We start from the raw sequence: 19,305 nt of genomic DNA, 5'->3' as shown, positions 1-19,305 counted from the left end.
CCCTCAGACTTCTTCTAATACCACTACGCGTTGGCCCGCACGCACTGGCGAGCCGGGTTGCACGCGCACCTCGCGTACCACGCCGTCACGCGGGGCGAGCAGGGGGATTTCCATCTTCATCGACTCCAGAATCACCAGCACATCGCCGGCTTTGACCGTGCTGCCGGCTTCTACCTGCACCTGCCAGAGGTTGCCGGCGATATGGCTGTCGATGCTGTGCAGGCCGGCGCCGAGCGGGGCGTCTTCGCCGAGGTCGGCGGCGACCTCCTCGCTCTCGTAGTGCGCCTGGCCGGAGGCGATCCAGCGCTGGCGTTCGGCGTCGAAGGCGGCGCGCTGCTGGTTGCGGAAGGCGTCGATGCCCTCAGCCTCGCGGTCGAGAAAGGTCTGGTAATCAGCCAGGGCCAGTTCGCTGTGCTCGATGCGCAAGTCATAGCGGCCTAGGGGGAAGTCACGGCGGATACGCAGCAGTTCGTCTGCCGAGACCGGGTAGAAGCGGATCTGGTCGAAGAAGCGCAGCAGCCAGGGCTTGCCGTCGAACGCGGCCACTTCGCGGTAGCGGTTCCACATCTGCAGGGTGCGGCCGACGAACTGATAACCGCCGGGGCCTTCCATGCCGTACACGCACATATAAGCGCCGCCGATGCCCACCGAGTTCTCGGCGGTCCAGGTGCGCGCCGGGTTGTACTTGGTGGTGACCAGACGATGGCGCGGATCGAGCGGCGTGGCCACCGGCGCGCCGAGATAGACGTCGCCCAGGCCCATCACCAGATAGCTGGCTTCAAAGACCGTTCTGTACACCTCATCGAGATTGGGCAGGTCGTTGATCCGGCGGATAAATTCCAGGTTGCTCGGGCACCAGGGCGCGTCCTTGCGCACCGTGGTCATGTATTTCTCGATCGCCAGCTGGCAGGCCGGGTCATCCCAGGACAGCGGCAGATGGACGATGCGCGACGGCACGCGCAGGTCCTGCGCGGCGCACACGGCGTCCCATTCGCCGGCGACTATGCCGAGCAGATCGCTAAGGGCCAGGGTTTCCGGTTGGTAATGCACCTGCAGCGAGCGAATGCCCGGAGTGAGGTCGATCACCCCAACCAGCTGCTTGGCTTCCAGCGCCTGCATCAGCGCATGGCCGCGGAAGCGCAGCACCAGATCCAGCTCCGCTGCACCGATTTCCAGCAGCAGATGGGTGTCGCCAGACAGGCGCGCGACCAGACGTTTATCGGCTTCGCCGATATCGAGAACGATGGGGCTTTGTAGCTCGGATGCACTCGGGGAACTCGGCGGCATATCGGCCCCGGATTGCAGCCGGGCTACCAGGTCACTTGTTTCTGCATTGCTGGCCTTGGCCAATTTCCGCGCGCTGGCGATATCCACCGGCGCAAAGCGCACCTTGTCGCCGGCCTTAAGCTGGCCCAGCTGCCACAGGTCGGCTTCGATGATGGTCACCGGGCAGACGAAGCCGCCCAGGCTCGGGCCGTCCGGGCCGAGGATTACCGGCATATCGCCGGTGAAGTCCACCGCGCCAATCGCATACGGGTTGTCGTGGATATTCGACGGGTGCAGGCCGGCTTCGCCGCCGCTGTCGCGCACCCACTCCGGTTTCGGGCCGATCAGGCGCACGCCGGTGCGGCTGGAGTTGAAGTGCACTTCCCAGTCGGTGGCGAGGAAGGTGTCGATATAGGCCGGCGTGAAGTATTCCGGCGCGCCGTGCGGGCCGTAGATCACGCGGATTTCGCGCACGGCGGGCAGGGCGGTGCACAGTGCGGCTGGCAGTTGTGCGCCGGCTTGAAGGTCGGTCATCGCGGGGATATGCAGCACGTCACCGGCGCGCAGGGCGCGGCCGCCGTGGCCGCCGAACTGGCCGAGGGTAAAGGTGCTTTTGCTGCCGAGATAATCCGGCACCTGCACACCGCCACGCAGGCTTAGATAGCTGCGTGCGCCCGCGCCGGCAATGGTGCCGAGGCTCAGGGTGCTGCCGGCTTTGATCAGCAGTGCGGTATTCAGTGGCTGCTCAATGCCATCGACGCTCAGTGGGATTGGCGCACCAGTGACCGCCACCACTGCGTCGGTGTTAAAGCGCAGGGTCGGGCCGCTCATGGTGATTTCCAGGCCGGCGGCATCTGTCTCGTTGCCCAGCAGGCGGTTGCCCAGGCGCAAAGCGCGGCTGTCCATTGGCCCGGAGGGCGGCACGCCGACTGCCCAGTAGCCGAGGCGGCCGGGGAAGTCCTGCACGGTGGTTTGGGTGCCGGCGCTTAGCACTTCGAAGGTGTTGGCCTGATAAATCAGGCCTTCCAGGCAACGGGTCCAGGGGTTGCCGCTGGCGAACGGTGCGTCAGTGAGGATCTGCCGCAGGTACTGGCTATTGGTTTCCACGCCATACAGCAGGGTATCGGCCAGGGCCTGGCCTAGGGCGGCGCTGGCCGCTTCGCGGCTATCGGCCCAGGTGATGACCTTGGCGATCATCGGGTCGAAGTAGGGCGGGATTTCGCAGCCGGCTTCGACCCAGGTGTCGATGCGGAGGCTCTTACCGTCGGCCGCAGGGAATTGCACGGCGGTAAGCAGGCCGGGGCTCGGCTGGAAGTCGCGACCCGGGTCTTCGGCATACAGGCGCGCTTGAATGGCGTGGCCGTTGGGTTTCAGATCTTTCGCAAGCTCGCTCAGCGGAGCCAGATCGCCAGCCGCCAGTTCGATCATCCAGCGCACCAGGTCGACGCCCCACACCTGTTCGGTAACGCCGTGCTCGACTTGCAGGCGGGTGTTCACCTCAAGGAAATAGAAGCGTGCCGCCTCGCTGTCGTAAACGAATTCCACGGTGCCGGCGCTGCGGTAGCTGACCGCCTTGGCCAGCTTGATCGCCGCCGCGCAGAGTTCCTCGGCCATGCCGGCTGGCAGGTTGGGTGCCGGGGTTTCTTCCAGTACCTTCTGGTTGCGCCGCTGCACCGAGCAGTCGCGTACGCCGAGGGCCAGCACTTCGCCGCGACCATCGCCAAATACCTGTACTTCCAGATGGCGGGCGCGCTGGATGTATTTTTCGATAAATACGCCGCTGTCGCTGAAGTTGTTCTGCCCCAGGCGTTTGACGGCCTCGAAGGCGTCACTCAGCTCGGCGGCGCTGTTGCATACGCGCATGCCGATACCGCCGCCGCCGGCAGTGCTTTTCAGCATCACCGGGTAGCCGACCTGTTCGCCTGCGACCAACGCGGCGTCGAGGTCTTCCAGTAGTTCGGTGCCTTCGAGCATCGGCACGCCATGCTGTTTGGCCAGGGCGCGGGCGGTGTGCTTGAGGCCGAAAACGCGCAGCTGTTCTGGCGTTGGGCCGACAAAGGCAATACCGGCGGCTTCGCAGGCTTCGGCAAAGGCGGCGTTTTCCGAGAGAAAACCGTAACCGGGGTGGATGGCCGTGGCGCCGCTCTGCTTGGCCACGGCGAGAATCTTCTCGACCACCAGGTAGGTGCCCGCAGCCGGGCCTTCGCCCAGGCTGTGCGCTTCGTCGGCCTGTTGAATATGCAGGCTGGCTGCGTCGGCTTCGGAGTAGACGGCTACGCCCTGTACATCAAGGGTGCGTAGCGTGCGCAGGATGCGGCAGGCGATGGCGCCACGGTTGGCGATCAGCAGTTTGTTGAACATGGCGATGCCCTCGAAAGGGTGGGCGGGCCGTCCCGCGGTATTCGGTCTGCACCACGGTCGTCCGTGGTTGAAAGGCGTTTACTCGCTCTTCGCTCTGCGGCGAAGGGCGGCCATCAATCCCACACCAGCACTTCAGCCGGAGTCGGGTTGTAGCCGTTGCACGGGTTGTTCAGTTGCGGGCAGTTGGAGATCAGCACGATCACGTCCATATGCGCCTTGAGCTCGACGTATTTGCCGGCGGCGGAGATGCCGTCTTCAAAGGTCAGGCCGCCTTCGGGGGTGACTGGCACGTTCATAAAGAAGTTGATATTGGCGCTGATGTCGGCCTTGTTCAGGCGGCCGTCATGCAGGCTGGCGCGCAAAAAGTTGTCGCGGCAGCTGTGCATATAGCGCTTGTCCAGGGCGTAGCGCACGGTGTTGCTCTCCTGGGCGCAGGCGCCGCCGAGGGTGTCGTGGCGGCCGCAGGTGTCGGCGCTGATGGTCAGCATCGGCTGGCCCAGGTTGGAATACAGCACGCTGCCGGTGGTTAGGTACACGCGGTTCTGTTTGCGCAGGGTGCGTTGCACGTCATAGCGCTCGCGCGGGTTGCGCGCCGAATAGAACAGCGTATCGACCGCCTGATTGCCTTCCAGGTCGAGCAGGCGCAGGGTCTGGCCGGCTTTTACTTCGCAGAGAAAGGGTTCGCCAGCGGCGATGGTGGCGCGGTACACCGCAGCTTCCGGGTGCTTGTCGCTTGAGATAAGAGTCATGCTGGCCGGCCTCAGATATACAGACGTTCGGTGTTATGGAAGCCACGGGCGTTTTCCGGGCGCGAGGTGCGGCACAGCACGCTGATGCCGTCGCTTTCGACCTTGTGCCAGCTCAGTTGCAGCGGCTTGGGCGCGTAGTCGGGGCTGGGGTCCATGGGGTGCTGCAGGGCGGTGAGTACCACCAGGGTGTCCATCGGCGCGTACAGCTCGATGTATTCGCCGGCCTTGGAGTTGCCCGGCTGGAAGTGGAAGCAGCCGTCGCTGTCGACCGTGACCTTGCTGAACAGGTTGAGGCACATCAGCAGGTCTTGCAGATTGAGGTTCCACTTGCCCATTTCCACCAGCAGGTTGTCCACGCCGTTGCGGAAGAAGCCGTTGCGCAGTTGCTGATAGTTGCCGTTGCCGTACTTTTCTTGCACCTCGGTGGCGTTCAGTACGCCGCCGAAGCTGTCATGCCAGCCGCAGGTATCGGCGGTGATGGCAGCGAGCACGCGACCCATATCCGAATACAGGCAGTGGCCGGCGGTGAGCTTGGCGGTGTGCTGGCATTTGAGGCTGTCGGGCAGGTTTAGCCGTTCGCTTTTCTCCGCAGCATTGAGTAGTAGCAGGCTGGCATTGGCGCCGCCTTGCAGGTCGGTAATGCGCAGCAGTTGGCCGCGCTTGAGCACAAAGGAGGTATGGCCGCCGCCGGGAACGAGCTCTTCGTAGAGCGTGGGGCGCAGGCTTAATGAGGCAGTCATTGGGTGCTCCTACAGGGCCGGTTGCAGATTGCCGGCGATATGCGCGGGCAACGCTTCGACGGCGGCGCGGGTGGCGCGGCGGTCACTGTTGAGGGGGATGTCGTAGGTAATGCGCGCGCCGAAGGCGTTCGGCGCGTGTGGGTCAATGCGGGTCTTGTCGAACACCAGCAGACGGGTGCCGAGGCTGAAGCCCTCGCTCAGGTCGTGGGTGACCATAAATACGGTGAGCTTGGTTTCGTGCCACAGCTCCAGCAGCAGGCCGTGCATGTCCTTGCGGATGCCGGGATCGAGGGCGCCGAAGGGTTCGTCGAGCAGCAGCACGCGCGGTTGCATGATCAGCGCCTGGGCAATCGCCAGGCGTTGCTGCATGCCGCCGGAGAGCTGGCTGGGGTATTTGTCCAGGGCGTGGCCGAGGCCGACCTTGTGCAGAATCACCGCCGCTTGCTCGCGGGCTTCGCGCTTGGCGGCGCCAAACAGTCGGCCGAGCAGTTTCGAGCGCGGTAACTCCAGGCCGATGGCGACGTTGTCCAGCACACTCAGGTGTGGGAACACCGAGTAGCGCTGAAATACCACGCCACGGCTGCTATCGGGTTCGGCAGCCAGCGGCTCACCGCCGAGCAGGATTTCGCCCCGGCTGGCGCGCTCCTGACCGAGCAGCAGGCGCAGAAAGGTCGATTTACCGCAGCCGGATGCACCGACCAGGGTGCAGAACTCGCCTTCGTTGATGCTCAGGTTCAGGCGCTCCAGAACAACCTGGTCTCCATACTCCTGCCAGACATTCTTCACTTCGATAAAGGCGCTCATGCCTTGGCCCCCTCGTACCAGGGGAAGCACACGCGGATGGTCTGGCGCAGGCCCAGGTCCATTAGCCAGGCGAGCAGGGTGATCCACACCACGTAGGGCAGGATCACGTCCATGGCCATATAGCGGCGCACCAGGAAGATCCGGTAGCCCAGGCCGTCGGTGCTGGCGATGGCCTCGGCGGCAATCAGAAACAGCCAGGCCGAGCCGAGCATCAGACGCAGGGAGATCAGCAGGCGCGGCAGCAATTGCGGCAGCACCACACGCAGAATCAGGGTCCAGGTGCTGGCACCCAGGGTCTGCGCCTTGATCAGGATTTCCTGGGGAATCTCGCGGGCACGTTGTTCCAGGTCGCGGGCGATGCAGGGGGTGATGCCGATGACGATCAACATCACCTTGGACAGCTCGCCGAGGCCAAAAACGATAAACAGGATGGGCAGAATTGCCAGCGGCGGCACCATCGACAGCACTGTGAGCAGAGGCGACAACGGCGCGCCAAACAGCGGAATGATGCCGGCTGCGATACCCAGGCACAGCCCGGCGATGGCGGCGATGCCGATGCCCATGGCCAGGCGTGACAGGCTGGCGGCGCTGTCCTGCCAGAACAGGTAGTTGCCGCTGCGCTTGTCCTCGGTAAAGGCCAGGCGATCAACCGCCGCCACCATCTGGCTGGCGCTGGGCAGCAGTTTGTCGTTGGGGTTTTCCGTCAGCCGCTGCGCCGAGCCTGCGAAATAGGCGAACAGCAGCAGGGCGAAGGGCAGCAGGATCAGCAGCAGGCGACCGCTGCGATCCGGGTGGCGGTTGATCAGGCGCATAGAGTGTTCTCGTGTGGCTTGGGCCCACTCCCCCGAAGCCTCTCCCGCAAGCGGGAGAGGGTAGGGAAGGCGTTACAGCGTGCCGTCAGCCGCCATCTGCATATAGCTGGGGTCGAAGCGCAGCTTGAGATTGCCGGTGTCGCCGGTGGTCACGCCCTTGGCGAAGCCCATACCGATGGCATCGGCACTTTGCGCGCCTTCACCGAGCAGGCCGTGGCCGAAGGAGAACTCGGCGACCTTGGTCATGGTGGCCGGCAGTTTCGGGCTGGTGGCGAAGGCCACGGCGTCCTTGGCCGAATAGAACATCTTGGTCGCTGCAAGCTGTGCTTCGTAGCCAGCCAGGTCAGTACCGGAGGCTTTGGCCATATGCTCGCGGGCGGCCTTGCCGGCCGGGGTGTCGGCACTCATGGTGGCCATGATTTCGTACCAGGCGCCGGTCAGCGCTTTGCCGAAGGCCGGGTTGTCCTTGAGGGTGTCGCTGTTGACCACCATCAGGTCGATGATTTCCCCGGGGATCTGGCTGGAATCGAAGACCTTGGTCACGCTCGGTGTGGCTTCGATCTCGGCCAGCAGCGGGTTCCAGGTGGTCACGGCGGTGACGTCGCTGGTGGAGAAGGCGGCAACCATGTCGGCGTCGGAAGTGTTGACCACTTTCAGGTCTTTCTCGCTGAGGCCGGCTTTTTCCAGGCCGCGGGCCAGCAGGTAGTGGGAAACGGACAGCTCGACCAGGTTGACGTTCTGGCCCTTGAGGTCGCCCAGGGTCTTCTTCTCGCCTTTGAGCACGACGCCGTCGTTGCCGTTGGAGAAGTCGCCGATGATCAGCGCGGTGCTGTCCACGCCGCCAGCTGCCGGGATGGTCAGGGCATCCATATTGGTCATGGTGCAGCCGTCGAACTGGCCGGCGCTGTACTGGTTGATCGACTCGACGTAATCGTTGATCTGCACCACATCGATATTGATGTCGTACTTTTTCGCCCACTTGTCGACGATGCCTTCTGCGGCGCCGTATTCCCACGGCATCCAGCCGGCGTAGATGGTCCAGCAGACGCTGAAGTCGGATTTCGGCGCGGCGTGGCTGTTGACGCTGATGGCAGCGGCCAGGCCGGCGGCGAGTACTGAACACAGACGGGTCTTACGCATGGTGGAGCCTCCAGTTCGAGAAAGTACGGGCAGGAGTGCGCGGCGGTTCCCCACGGGTGGGGCGCGTTCTCCCGGGCTTTTATCCCGCCGTGTAACCTCGAAGGAGGTCGCCAACTCTCGGACCAGTCACCCGCAGATCTGTGATCTGCGGATCGGAACCCTAGTCAGCTATTGCAAATTGTGGTGCCGCGATCCCGCCGCAGCGGGTTGTTCCTGCACGAGGTAGGTACTGCGAACATCGTGCCAGCTTGATCTAGCCCGCTGGCACGCGGTTTCTGCTGGTGCCAGGCCAGGGTTATGCGCCCCGGCGGTGCGTGGCGGTGCTCGCGTGCTGCATTGCGGGGCGTCTGATCAAAGATTCTTTTCTGCGGCCATCTGCATATAGCTTCCATCGAAGCGCAGCAGGATGTTCTCGGCATTGCCCAGGCTGCGCTCACCGCTGAAGGCGATACCCAGCTTGTCCAGGCCCTTGCCGTCGTTGCCGAGCAGTTTCTGCTGGTCGGCGAACTGGGCGACCCGTTGCATCAGCTCGGGCATCTTGTTGGCGCGGGCAAAGGCCAGGGCGTAACGCGGTGAGTAGAACGAGCGCAGGGTGTCGAGTTGCTGGCTGAAATCCTCCGGCGTAGTGCCGGCGGCGCTGGCCATCTTCGCTCGTGCCGCGCGCCCTGCATCGGTGGGCATACCCATCAGACGCTGGGTTTCGAACCAGGCGCCGGTCAGCGCTTTACCCAGCTCCGGGTGGGCGGCGAGGACCTTGCTGTTGACCACGGTGAGGTCGACGATCTCGCCGGGAATCAGGTTGGAGCTGAATACCTGGCTGACCTGGGTCTGCTGCTTGATCTTGGCCAGGATCGGGTTCCAGGTAATCACCGCATCACCCTGGCCAGCGAGAAAGGCCTCGGCAATCTGCGTGTCTGAGACGTGCTGGATGGTCACATCCTCAGGCTTGAGCAGGGCCCATTCCAAGGCGCGGCTGAGCAGGTAATGCGACACCGAGTTCTCCACCAGCAGCACGGTCTTGCCCTTGAGGTCTTTCAGCGTCAGGCCCGGGCCGCGCAGCAGAATGGCATCCGCACCGTTGGAGAAGTCGCCGATGATCAGCGCGGTAGAGTCGACGCCTGCGGCAGCTGGGATGGTCAGCGCGTCCATATTGGTCATCGAGCAGGCATCGAACTCCCCGGCGCTGTAACGCTCGATGGAGCCGACGTAATCCGGCACTTCGCTGACTTCGATACGGATGCCGTACTGCTCGGCCCACTTGTTGACGATGCCTTCAGTGGCGGCATAGCCCCAGGGCATCCAGCCGGCGAAGATCGACCAGCACAGCTTGAAGGTTTTCGGCTCATTCGCAGCAGTGGCCGGTTGCAGCAGCAGGGCGGCGAGCAGGCAGGTGGCAGTCAGGCGGGCGAGCAGGGTGGATAGCGGCATGGGTAACCTCGGGTCAGTCAGCGGGAACAGGAAAGCGAACAGCAGTGCTGTGCGTTCTCCCGGGCTTTTATCCCGCCGTGTAACCCCATGGCCGTGGCCACTGCGTGAGGTCGTCGACTCTCGGACCAGTCATTCGCTGCAGGCTTGCTCAGCGAACCGGAACCCTAGTCGACCATTGCAGATTGTCTGGCTGCAAGCTGCTTGCCGCCGTACGCATTTCCTTTATGCGCAAAACGCTAAGCGAGGACTGTGCCAGGTTGCGTAGGGGTGACCGAATTGAGGGTGGTGGACTCACCTTGAAATAATTTGTCATGAAATCTGCGGATCAAGTGCTACGCACTGGATGGCATACCCCGTTGTCTATTCATTGGGAGCAATCCCTGGCAGCGACAACGGTCGCTGCCGCACCCGCGGTCGAAGGAGGCCGCTATGTCATACAAATCCACGCTGCTGGCGTTGTTGGTTTTGTCTTTAAGCGGTTGTGCGGTCTATGGCGGCGGCAGTGGTTATGGCCATCGCGGTTATGATCGCGGCCATTCGAATACCTATTATCAGGTGCAACGTTACCCGGTTTACGTGGTGCCGCAGCCGCAGCGCTACAAGGCCTATCACCATGATGGGCGACGTTACGATGATCACCGTCAGCCACCGCGTTATTACGTGCCGGCCCCGCAGCCGCGTCATTACCAAACGCACAAGTACCAGAACCGTCATGACTACCGCGTGACGCAACCGCATGCTGGCTGGGATGGCCGCCGTGATCGTGACCACTCTCGCAACCATCAGCAGCAGCGCCCGCAACGCCACGATGCACAACGGGGTGGTGAGCGCCGTGGTGATGATCGACGCGAGGGCCGGCGTGATGAGCAGAAGGGCCGGGAGCGCCAGCGCAACTAAGAACCTATTTACGATCTGCTGCGCGTCGGCTCTGCTGCGTTAAAAACAGGCTCTAACCAACTATTTTTAGGCGCTCTATTAATCCGGCGCGCCTTCAAACTTACGGCCGAAGAGCTGATCTTCGGCCAGTATCTCTTCCCGTATAGCTTGCGCCGCCGGTGACAGGCTGTGCCCGGCGCGGCTGATCAGGGCGTAGGCGGATTGCTCGGTCAACGCACCTGCTTCCAGCGGCAACCGCGCCAGGCGACCTGTCTGGATATCCTCGGCCACCACATCCCAGGGCGCCATGCTTAGCACGTCGCTATCGGCCACCAGGGCTTTGAGCACCATAAAGTTATCGCACTGAATACTCAGCGGCTGTTCGCGGCCGCTGAGTGCGCGCAGGTTCTGCTCGACCGCCTGCGGTAGCTGGGTGCCGGCAATGGGGTAGTCGAGCAGATCGTGCATACGCAGCGTCGGTTGCTCCAGCAGTGGGTGCCCGGGGCGGCAGAACAGTACGCCGCTGTGGCGCTGCAGCGGTTCGATGCACAGCGCGGGGTCGTCAAGCAGCTCGCGGCTGTCGGCGACAAACAATTCCAGGGCGTCATCCAGCAGGCTGCTGCGCAGTTCCAGCCAGTTGCCAATCTGCAGATTGATCCGCACCCGTGGGTAACGCTGCGCCATGCGTCCCAGCGCTCGTGGCACCAGACGCGCGGCCGGGTAGGGGCCGGTGCCCAGACGCAGTTCACCGGTTTGCAGATTACCCAGCTGGCTAACGGCATTCTTCAGCGCGCGGCTGCCGGCCAGCAGGCGTTGAGCATGTTCCAGTACCAGTTGGCCGTGGGTGGTCAGGCTGATACCGCGGCTGTGCCGGTCGACCAGGTTGCATCCGAGGCTGGACTCCAGTGCCTGAATACTGCGGCTTAGGGCAGGTTGGCTAAGGTGCACGGCTTCGGCGGCGCGGGCGAAATGGCCGTGCTCGGCGAGGGCGACAAAGTGGCGGAGCTGGCGTAGATCATTCATGCGTGCTGTGCATCGCTATTGAGTTTGGAATGCATTGGAATTATTGACTTGGTTTGGCCAATCTTCCAGCACTGCCAATAACAATGAGCGCCTTCGCATGTTTTCACTCAATCGAATTGCCGCCGTGCTGCTGAGCCTGGCGTTACCCATGGCCGGCCACGCAGCTTTGCCGGAAGAGCAGATCAAAGCCTCGATCCACCCGGAACTGGCCGAACACAGTAAACACTTCGCGCAGAAGGTCTACCAGGTGGCCGGCAACGTCTATTCGGCGGTCGGCTGGCAGCTGGGCAACGTGGCGATGATTGAGGCGCCGGAAGGGCTGATCATCATCGACACCGGCGAATCGGTCAGCGAATCGCGCAAGATCATGGCCGAGTTCCGCAAGATCAGCGACAAGCCGGTCAAGGCGGTGGTCTACACCCACTTCCACTCCGACCATATCAACGGCGTAAAAGCTTTCGTCACTGAAGAGCAGGTGCGCAGCGGTGAAGTGCAGATCATTGCCCATGAAACCCTGCTGGCCAATGTGGTGGCCCAGGGCGCGCTGGTCGGGCCGATTCTGTCGGTGCGCTCCGGCTACAGCTTCGGCGCCATGCTCCCCGAGGGTGATCACGAACAGATGAATGCCGGTATCGGGCCCATTGCCAAGGTCGAGGCCGCAACTTTTATTGCGCCGACTCTGACCTTCAAGGACAAGCTCGACACCCGCATCGCCGGCCTGGACCTGCAGTTTCTGCATGTGCCCAGCGAAGCGCCGGACGAGATCATCATTTACCTGCCGGATAACCGCGTGCTGATCAGTGCCGAAGTGGAGCAGGGCCCGACCCTGCCAAATATCCACACCCTGCGCGGCACCAAGTTCCGCGACCCGGTGGTGTGGGTCGAGAGCCTGGACAAGCTGCGCGCCTATAAGGCCGAGCATATGGTGCCGCTGCATGGCCGCCCGGTCAGCGGCCAGGATAAGGTCGAGGAAGTATTGCGCATGACCCGCGATGGTATTGCCTATATCCACGACCAGAGCGTGCGCTGGATGAACAAGGGCCTCACCCCGGACGAGCTGGTCGAGAAGGTCAAACTGCCGCCACACCTGGCGGGCTACACACCTTATCTGCGCGAGTACTACGGCACGGTGAAACACAGCGTGCGGCAGATCTATAACGGTTATATGGGCTGGTTCCAGGGCGACCCGGTGGCGCTTGACCCGTTGCCGCCGAAAGACAAGGCCGAGCGTCTGATTGCCTTGATGGGTGGTCGGGGAAAACTGCTGCTGGCCGCCGGAGAAGCCTATCTCAAGGGTGATTACCAATGGGCCGCCGAGCTTTCCAGCTACGCCATTCAGGTGGACAACGAGGACAAGCTAGCGCGCGATATTAAGGCGCGCAGCTTTCGCAAACTGGGTTACGCCAGCATGAATATCAATTGGCGCAACTGGTACCTGATGAGCGCCATGGAGCTGGAGGGCCAGTTTGCCGGCGGTAAAGTGCAGCAGATGGCGCAAAGCATACGCAGCGTGTTTCTCTCGGCGGACATGCTCAAGGCCTTCCCGGCGAAAATATTTCTGCAAAACTGGATTACCCGGGTCGATCCGGACAAGGCCAATGATGTAGAGCTGACCCTGGGCTTCAGCTTCCCAGATATCGGCGAGGAGTGGGCGCTGGAAGTGCGCCGCGGTGTTGTGCAGTTGCATCAGGGCATTCCCGAGGGCACCACCCTCAAGCTGACCCTCGACAAGACCTATCTGGACACCGTGATGAGTGGCGAGAACGGCCTGCTCAAGGGCGCGCTACTGGGTGATGTAAAGGTCGATGGCAGCCTGCTGGAGATCAAGACCTTCCTCGGCTGCTTCGATTTCAGCGATGAGCCGATTGCTCTGACGCTGCGCTGAGTGCCGCCGAGTCACTCGACCCGACCAAAGTGCGGACGTACTTGAGGCGCTATCAGGGCAGACTGATCAGGTTTTTCACCTGGCTGACTTAGCTGATTAAGGAGTGATGTATGCCTGTTCTGATATTCGCCAAAGGCGCACTGGCCGCGTTCTGGCTACTGGCGCTGCTCAACCTGCTCTACCCCATGGGCGAGGGCTGGTACCTGGCGGTCAACCTGATTGCCGGCGGCATGCTGCTGGCGCATCTCGGCGAGCTGCTGCTGTTCAAGGCGCGCCTGGTTGGTCAGCCACAGCCCTGGTTGCAGCGGGTGCTGGTGCTGTTGTTTGGCTTTGTGCATTTGCAGGGTTTGGCCCGCGCCTAAGTTGTTGCTTTTGCCACCCGATCAACGGTCGCTTACCTGCAATGGGTAATGCGACCGTTATCGCAAACAGCCTGCTCCCCATCGGCGAATTGCCCCCGCGGCTGTTGTGGATATTGTGTTTTGTCCCCGTGCCCCGCACCATGACGGCCGTCGTGCCGCCGGCACTTTTCCAGTGCCGTGCCTAAGTCTGCCAAGCGCCTGATGCTGCCGGGTATCGACCCTTATCAGCCAAGTGCTTGAGCCTGCACCTATCTGTATTGTTGAAGCGTAATCGAGCCCGGATTTTTCTGCAGTTGGCTCGACAGGAGTGGTTGATGTCGTTGTTCAAGCAGTTGTTTATCGCCATCTGCGTGCTGATGCTGGTGAATTTCACCGGCAGTTTTCTGGTCAGCGTCGAGAGCTCGCGCGAGCAACAGGTCAACCAGCTCCGCGCCCATGCCCAGGATGCCGCCACGGCGCTGGGCTTGTCGCTCAGCCCACATGTCAACGACACCGCGATGATCGAACTGATGGTCAGCTCGATTTTCGACAGTGGCTATTTTGAAAGCATTCGGGTGACCGATCCTGCCACTGGCGAGCTACTGGTCGAGCGCAGCGGCGTGCCGGTCAGCGGCGAAGCGCCGCAATGGTTTGCCCAACTGGTCGATCTGGAAGCCGCGCAGGGCGATGCAATTGTCAGTGATGGCTGGCGGCAAGCGGCGCAGGTGCAGGTGATCAGCCATCCGCTGTTTGCCGTTAGCAAACTCTGGCAGAGCACCCTGGGCAATCTGCTGTGGCTGACCCTCAGCGGCGTGCTGTGTATTGCTCTGGGTGTGTTGCTGCTCAAGCGTCAGCTGCGCCCGTTGGACTATATGGTCGAACAGTCCAATGCCATCGCCCGCCGTGAGTTCCTAAGCTTGCCGGAGTTGCCGAAAACCCCCGAGTTTCGCCGGGTGGTCAACGCCATGAACCAGATGGTTGGCAAGCTCAAGGCGCTGTTTGCCGAAGAAGCCGCGCGCAGTGAAGTGCTGCGCGCCGAAGCCTACCAGGACAGCCTGACCGGGCTGGCCAACCGACGCTATTTCGATTTACAGCTGCACGCGCGGCTCAACGTTGAGGAGCAGGCCTGCAGCGGTTACCTGCTGTTGCTGCGGGTTAATGACCTAAGCGGCCTCAACCAGCGCTTGGGTGGTCAGCGTACTGATCAACTGCTGATCAGCATTGCCGAACAGTTGCAGCAGCTCAGTCAGGGCCGTTTTGTTCTGGCGCGTAATCGTGGCGGTGAGTTCGCTCTGCTGGCGCCGGGCCTTGAACGCAGCGAGGCACTGCAACTGGCCGAGCAGCTTGAGCAGAGCCTGCATAGCCTGCAGCAGACCGGCGCCAGTGACTGCTTACCGGTAGCGCATATCGGCTTGACCAGCTTTGCTCCCGGCGCGGCGGAGGACGAGCTGTACCGCGCACTGGATGCCGCCTTGGCGCTGGCCGCCAGCCAGGCGCAGCCGAGCTGGGCGTTCAATGAGTTGGCCGAGCAATCGCTGGCCGTGGACGAGGGGCAAAGTTGGTACAACCTGCTGGATCAAGCGCTGGAACAGGGCCGTATTCAATTGTTCTTCCAGCCGGTGGTGGCTGCTGATGAACCTGCACGCGTGCTGCACCACAAGGTGCTGGCACGGGTGATTGACGAGCAGGGCGAGGTGATTCCCGCTGGGCGCTTTCTGCCTTGGGTGGAGCGTTTCGGCTGGGCGGCGCGACTGGATCGAGTCATGCTCAATCTGGTGTTGACGCAGCTGCACAGTCATTCAGCTGCCGTGGCGCTGAGCCTGTCCGGCACTAGCATTCGCGATCCCCAAGCGCTGGCGGCGTTGTATGCCCAGTTGCAGCAACACCGGCAACTGGGGCCGCGTCTGACCCTGGAGCTGGATGAAGATCAATTACCCGATCAGGCCGCGCTGGAAAACCTGACCTTACGGTTGCGTAGCCTGGGCTTTGGCCTCGGCTTGCAGCACTTTGGTGGACGCTTCAGCATGATCGGCAACCTGGCCAAGCTTGGCCTTGGTTACCTCAAGGTTGATGGCAGCTATATCCGCGATATTGATCAGGAAAACGATAAGCGCCTGTTTATCGAAGCCATGCAGCGCGCAGCCAACAGCATCGATCTGCCGCTGATTGCCGAGCGTGTGGAAAGTGAAGGGGAGTGGCAGGTACTGCGCGCCATGGGCATCAACGGCGTGCAGGGGCGTCTATTCGGTGAGCCGGGACCTTGGCGCTGAGAGCCGCTTTTGTAGGAGCGGCGGGGACGCCTAGGCCATGCCCGCGAGCTGTTGCTAGCCTGACGTATCGCTGGTCTGGGGTCAGATCAGTTTCGATTCGTCGTCGTTGATCAGTCGATGCAGGCCACCCAAGGCATCCCGCGCCTTGCTACGGCCGACCAGCTTGCTCTGCGCCGCTTCCGGTAAATCGGTAATCCGTACCACGCCGTTGCGGATCAGCACGGTAATCAAATCTTCCAGTACCCGGATCATGTCCAGGTCGCTCTGCTTGAGCTGCAGCAGGCTGCTTTCTACTGTCTGATTGGCGTACCAGGCCTCTGCTTCCTGGCTGTCAGCCAGTAGCTCGCCATCCATACCTTCGAAAGGCGCCGCCTCGACCTGCTGCAAATTACCCCAGGCATCGCGCTTTACATACAACATCGACCGCTCCTTGCCTTGTTGGCCGCCCTGAATAAACAACCCCGCTTCCTTATGGTAGCGGGGTTGTGGCCATCAGTTATGGTCGATTTTGATCAGTGGGTCGGCACCGGCAATCAGCGAGTTGACCAGATCAGCCTGGCTGAGGTTACCTGGGTTGATATTGAAGTTACCACCGCTGCCATTCTCCAGCTTGATGGTCACGTCGGCATTACTGCCGTTGGCGTTGAGCACTCCGGTACTGCTGATCAACAGGGTGGAAGTGGCAGTGTCTACGCGTAGGTAGTTGAGGATATTGCCGTCATTCTCACCTTGCAGCAGATCGTGCAGATCGATGCGGTCACCTTCGCTGGTGTTGAAGTCTCGGACAATATCTCGACCGCCCGCGGTGTTTAGGTCGCCGCGCTGCCAGAGGAATAGGTCCTTGCCTGCACCGCCAGTCAGCGTGTCGTTACCGAGGCCGCCGCGCAGAATGTCGTCTCCGGCACCGCCATTAAGGATATCGTTACCAGCTTCGCCGTTGAGGAAGTCGTTGCCGGCATCGCCATTCAATGTGTCGTTGCCAATCCCGCCGTAAAGATGATCGTTCCCAGCACCGCCGTTGATAGTGTCATTACCGGCGCCGCCGTAGATCAGGTCATTACCACTACCGCCGCTGAGGGTGTCATCGCCGTTGTAACCACGAATCAGGTCATTGTTCGCAGTACCGGTAAGCGTGTCGTTGCCGGCGGTGGCGTTGGTCAATGTGTTAGTGGTTTCACTGATGGTGACGCTGAACGATTGCGCACTACTGGTGCTGTGGCCATTGGCTGCTTCTGTGGCAGTGCCGGTCAGCGTCAGGTTCAGTGTGCCGGTGTAGCCCGCAGGCGGCAGCAGATGCAGGTTGCTCAGGTCGCTGGCGGTCAGCGTCCAGCTGCCATTGCCATTGTTGGTACCAGCGCTCAGGCTTGCGCCAGTCGGTAATCCTGAAAGTACGAGGCTCAGGGATTCTGAACCATCCTTGTCGACCAGTTGTGCTGCCAGTGATAACGCTATCGGTGCGCCGTATAGCGTGGTGCTACCAGCCTGGGTGAAGTTGGTATTTGTTAACGACAGAGACGAGTCTTTGAGACCGTCGCGGCCATTGAGTACCAGCCAGCTGAAGCTGTAGTTACCGCTCTGCGTCGCGGTATAGCTGAATGTGCCGTTACTGGTGAGGCTCGGAAACTTAGACTCTGACGAGTCCACCAGGAAGGCATTACGGTTGCCTGCGGGGTCTGTCACGATCAGCACGACCAAGTCGTTGTAACCACCCTGCACTTCGCTGGCGATGTTCTCGCCATTAGTGAATGCGTAGTTCCAGCTAACTGTTGTGCCGTTGACCAGATTGTAGTCAGCATAGGTAACCTTACCGTCTAGCACGTCAACGTTGCCAGTGTGGTTTACATTCGGCCCGGTCGGGTTGAAGCGGCCATCAAGGTAGCCCGCAGTCAAGCCAAGTTCTGCTTCCAGATTGGCTTGCGAGATACCATCACCAGCGTTTACAGCAGCTGTGTTGATGGGGGTGTCGGCGCTGCCAGTTGAAATGACCGTGGCTCCAGGGTTGAGCACAAAAATGTTGGACACTGGCGAGATCAATGGCGCATCGGCTTGCGGTGTGACCGTCACGCTTACTTGGGCGCTGGAGGTGCCGCCCTTGCCATCACTAATGCTGTACTGAATCAGTGCCGTGCCACTGAAGTTGCTGGTCGGCGTAAAGCTCAGGGTGTTATTGGCGTTGACCACCACAGTGCCATTGCTGGCAGTGGCACCGGTAACCGTCAGAGTGTCGCCATCAACATCTGTGTCGTTGGCCAGCACGTTAATGATGACCGACGTGTCTTCATTGGTTATGGCGCTATCAGCAACTGCCACAGGTGCGTCGTTAACCGCTTTGATACCGAGCGTTACCGTTGCCGTAGAAAGTCCGCCCAGGCCGTCACTCACGGTGTAAGTGAAGGTTGCCGAACCGTTGTAGTTGGCATCGGGGGTGAAAACGACATTCCCGCCGACCAATGCGACCGTACCGTGGGTCGCTCCCTGCACGCTAAGGATGCTTAGTGCATTGCCATCCGGGTCGCTGTCGTTACCCAGCAGTGTGGCTGGAGTAATTGTCAGTGCCTGATCTTCGTTGGTCACCAGCGCCGGGTTCTCATGCTGTAACGAACTGCCACCCACAACGCTGTAGCTACCGCCTTGTGGGCGAAGTTCAACGGTCAGCTGAGCATTGCCATCCTGATCCCAATAGACAATTTCGAACTGCTGTGCACCGCCTTCTGGCACCGTGAAAACCACAGATTCGCGCGCTGTTGGGCCCTGGTTGCCGTTGTACTCTGCGACCGTTTGGCCATTGATACGGATACTGAAGCCGTCATCTGCTGTTACGCGGAATTGGTAGTTACCAGCGGCCAGATTAATCAAACCGCTGAGTTTGAGAATGGCGTCAGAGGTATTCGCTGGGTCGCTCGAAAGGCTTGAGGCATCACCACCCAGGAAAGTCTGCAGGTTCGTGCCATTGCCCAAACCTCCATTACCAATAGGGCCATAGTTCAAACTTGTGGCTGTGAAGGTTGCCGTGGGAGCACGGCCATTGATAAAGGTTTCTACCTGGCCGAGGTTGGTCAGATTGGCACCATTGACTCCTTCGCTGTAGCCAAAGTACTGACCAACCAGCCCGGAAATCAGGTAGCTGTCATTAGTGGCGATTGGGTCGCTGTTGAGGTTCAAGCTGCCCGCACTGCCTGCGTTGCCGGCCAGGTCGGTATAGCTACCTGCAGGCAGGCTGACGCTCGGTGAGCCACCACCCGTTGAGGTGAAGGTAGCTGTCCAGACCGCTGGGTTACCTGCCGACTGCACCAGATTGCTGATCGTGCCGCCCGTTGGAACGATGTCGTTTGCAGTAAATTCGGTGACTGACTCGCTGAAAGTGAAGGTCAGTGTCGTGGCTTCTCCGACTGACAGGTTGCTGTCGGTGGTGCTGATGACAACGCTTGGGCCGGTGGTGTCGCCGACCACCGCGCTGTCAGCACCCGGTGCCGAGGTGTTGCCGGCGGCATCGGTGACGGTGGCCGAGGCGCTGACGCTCTGGCCATCGGCCGGACGGGCCACATCAAAGGTCACGCCATTGGTGATCTGCGCCTGGGTCAGCACGATCGGGGCCTGGGCCACGCCATTG

14 protein-coding genes and 2 riboswitches are annotated in these 19,305 nt (G+C 61.5%); of the genes, 4 read left to right on the top strand and 10 right to left on the bottom strand.

Annotated features, from left to right (window positions below; genetic code table 11):
- Positions 1–3: 3 nt before the first annotated feature.
- The 7 genes from uca to Q8O69_RS14845 all read right to left on the bottom strand — a co-directional run bounded on the left by uca (position 4) and on the right by Q8O69_RS14845 (position 9,300).
- Positions 4–3,627, bottom strand: a complete 3,624-nt coding sequence (uca, locus tag Q8O69_RS14875; protein ID WP_305593070.1) for an urea carboxylase — start codon at positions 3,625–3,627, stop codon at positions 4–6.
- A 113-nt stretch (positions 3,628–3,740) separates the two neighbouring features.
- On the bottom strand, positions 3,741–4,376 hold the full coding sequence (locus Q8O69_RS14870) for an urea amidolyase associated protein UAAP2 (protein WP_170048079.1): 636 nt from the start codon (positions 4,374–4,376) through the stop codon (positions 3,741–3,743).
- Between the two features lie 11 nt (positions 4,377–4,387).
- Positions 4,388–5,116 carry an urea amidolyase associated protein UAAP1 gene (locus Q8O69_RS14865; protein ID WP_305593069.1) on the bottom strand — a complete coding sequence of 243 codons (729 nt, stop codon included), beginning with the start codon at positions 5,114–5,116 and terminating at the stop codon, positions 4,388–4,390.
- Between the two features lie 9 nt (positions 5,117–5,125).
- Positions 5,126–5,920 carry an ABC transporter ATP-binding protein gene (locus Q8O69_RS14860; protein ID WP_305593068.1) on the bottom strand — a complete coding sequence of 265 codons (795 nt, stop codon included), beginning with the start codon at positions 5,918–5,920 and terminating at the stop codon, positions 5,126–5,128.
- On the bottom strand, positions 5,917–6,732 hold the full coding sequence (locus tag Q8O69_RS14855) for an ABC transporter permease (RefSeq protein ID WP_305593067.1): 816 nt from the start codon (positions 6,730–6,732) through the stop codon (positions 5,917–5,919). The genes Q8O69_RS14860 and Q8O69_RS14855 overlap by 4 nt, the downstream gene beginning before the upstream one ends.
- Before the next feature lie 72 nt (positions 6,733–6,804).
- A complete protein-coding gene (locus Q8O69_RS14850) occupies positions 6,805–7,872 on the bottom strand; it encodes a putative urea ABC transporter substrate-binding protein (RefSeq protein WP_305593066.1) in 1,068 nt (355 codons plus the stop codon).
- A gap of 66 nt (positions 7,873–7,938) precedes the next feature.
- Positions 7,939–8,047: riboswitch (guanidine-I (ykkC/yxkD leader) on the bottom strand.
- Positions 8,048–8,223: 176 nt separating this feature from the next.
- Positions 8,224–9,300, bottom strand: coding sequence for a putative urea ABC transporter substrate-binding protein (locus Q8O69_RS14845; protein WP_305593065.1), 1,077 nt, complete (start codon positions 9,298–9,300; stop codon positions 8,224–8,226).
- Between the two features lie 54 nt (positions 9,301–9,354).
- Positions 9,355–9,479, bottom strand: a riboswitch (guanidine-I (ykkC/yxkD leader).
- Between the two features lie 250 nt (positions 9,480–9,729).
- On the opposite strand from Q8O69_RS14845, the gene Q8O69_RS14840 reads away from it, so the two are divergent.
- On the top strand, positions 9,730–10,197 hold the full coding sequence (locus tag Q8O69_RS14840) for a hypothetical protein (protein WP_305593064.1): 468 nt from the start codon (positions 9,730–9,732) through the stop codon (positions 10,195–10,197).
- 78 nt (positions 10,198–10,275) lie between these two features.
- On the opposite strand, the gene Q8O69_RS14835 is transcribed toward Q8O69_RS14840, so the two are convergent.
- Positions 10,276–11,199 carry a LysR family transcriptional regulator gene (locus Q8O69_RS14835; RefSeq protein ID WP_305593063.1) on the bottom strand — a complete coding sequence of 308 codons (924 nt, stop codon included), beginning with the start codon at positions 11,197–11,199 and terminating at the stop codon, positions 10,276–10,278.
- A 97-nt stretch (positions 11,200–11,296) separates the two neighbouring features.
- Between Q8O69_RS14835 and Q8O69_RS14830 the strand changes: the two genes are divergently transcribed.
- From Q8O69_RS14830 to lapD, 3 genes are all read left to right on the top strand, one after another.
- On the top strand, positions 11,297–13,084 hold the full coding sequence (locus Q8O69_RS14830; RefSeq protein ID WP_305593062.1) for an alkyl/aryl-sulfatase: 1,788 nt from the start codon (positions 11,297–11,299) through the stop codon (positions 13,082–13,084).
- 110 nt (positions 13,085–13,194) lie between these two features.
- Positions 13,195–13,446, top strand: a complete 252-nt coding sequence (locus Q8O69_RS14825) for a DUF1145 domain-containing protein (protein WP_305593061.1) — start codon at positions 13,195–13,197, stop codon at positions 13,444–13,446.
- 314 nt (positions 13,447–13,760) lie between these two features.
- The gene (gene lapD, locus Q8O69_RS14820; protein ID WP_305593060.1) at positions 13,761–15,695 is read left to right on the top strand and encodes a cyclic di-GMP receptor LapD; all 1,935 of its coding nucleotides are present in this window, start codon (positions 13,761–13,763) and stop codon (positions 15,693–15,695) included.
- Between the two features lie 81 nt (positions 15,696–15,776).
- Here the strand turns inward: lapD and Q8O69_RS14815 are convergent, their stop codons facing one another.
- Positions 15,777–16,115, bottom strand: coding sequence for a tryptophan synthase subunit beta (locus Q8O69_RS14815; RefSeq protein WP_305593059.1), 339 nt, complete (start codon positions 16,113–16,115; stop codon positions 15,777–15,779).
- Positions 16,116–16,187: 72 nt separating this feature from the next.
- Complete coding sequence (locus Q8O69_RS14810; RefSeq protein WP_305593058.1) at positions 16,188–19,280, bottom strand: tandem-95 repeat protein; 3,093 nt, start codon at positions 19,278–19,280, stop codon at positions 16,188–16,190.
- Positions 19,281–19,305 lie beyond the last annotated feature (25 nt).

This window comes from Pseudomonas sp. (genome assembly GCF_030690725.1).
Lineage (GTDB): Bacteria > Pseudomonadota > Gammaproteobacteria > Pseudomonadales > Pseudomonadaceae > Aquipseudomonas.
This window is presented reverse-complemented; position numbering and strand designations above follow the sequence as displayed.

What these genes read in the sequence shown, in the direction of transcription:
- uca (WP_305593070.1), bottom strand. Translation starts at nt 3,627, where the DNA reads ATGTTCAACAAACTGCTGATCGCCAACCGTGGCGCCATCGCCTGCCGC.
- Q8O69_RS14870 (WP_170048079.1), bottom strand. Translation starts at nt 4,376, where the DNA reads ATGACTCTTATCTCAAGCGACAAGCACCCGGAAGCTGCGGTGTACCGC.
- Q8O69_RS14865 (WP_305593069.1), bottom strand. Translation starts at nt 5,116, where the DNA reads ATGACTGCCTCATTAAGCCTGCGCCCCACGCTCTACGAAGAGCTCGTT.
- Q8O69_RS14860 (WP_305593068.1), bottom strand. Translation starts at nt 5,920, where the DNA reads ATGAGCGCCTTTATCGAAGTGAAGAATGTCTGGCAGGAGTATGGAGAC.
- Q8O69_RS14855 (WP_305593067.1), bottom strand. Translation starts at nt 6,732, where the DNA reads ATGCGCCTGATCAACCGCCACCCGGATCGCAGCGGTCGCCTGCTGCTG.
- Q8O69_RS14850 (WP_305593066.1), bottom strand. Translation starts at nt 7,872, where the DNA reads ATGCGTAAGACCCGTCTGTGTTCAGTACTCGCCGCCGGCCTGGCCGCT.
- Q8O69_RS14845 (WP_305593065.1), bottom strand. Translation starts at nt 9,300, where the DNA reads ATGCCGCTATCCACCCTGCTCGCCCGCCTGACTGCCACCTGCCTGCTC.
- Q8O69_RS14840 (WP_305593064.1), top strand. Translation starts at nt 9,730, where the DNA reads ATGTCATACAAATCCACGCTGCTGGCGTTGTTGGTTTTGTCTTTAAGC.
- Q8O69_RS14835 (WP_305593063.1), bottom strand. Translation starts at nt 11,199, where the DNA reads ATGAATGATCTACGCCAGCTCCGCCACTTTGTCGCCCTCGCCGAGCAC.
- Q8O69_RS14830 (WP_305593062.1), top strand. Translation starts at nt 11,297, where the DNA reads ATGTTTTCACTCAATCGAATTGCCGCCGTGCTGCTGAGCCTGGCGTTA.
- Q8O69_RS14825 (WP_305593061.1), top strand. Translation starts at nt 13,195, where the DNA reads ATGCCTGTTCTGATATTCGCCAAAGGCGCACTGGCCGCGTTCTGGCTA.
- lapD (WP_305593060.1), top strand. Translation starts at nt 13,761, where the DNA reads ATGTCGTTGTTCAAGCAGTTGTTTATCGCCATCTGCGTGCTGATGCTG.
- Q8O69_RS14815 (WP_305593059.1), bottom strand. Translation starts at nt 16,115, where the DNA reads ATGTTGTATGTAAAGCGCGATGCCTGGGGTAATTTGCAGCAGGTCGAG.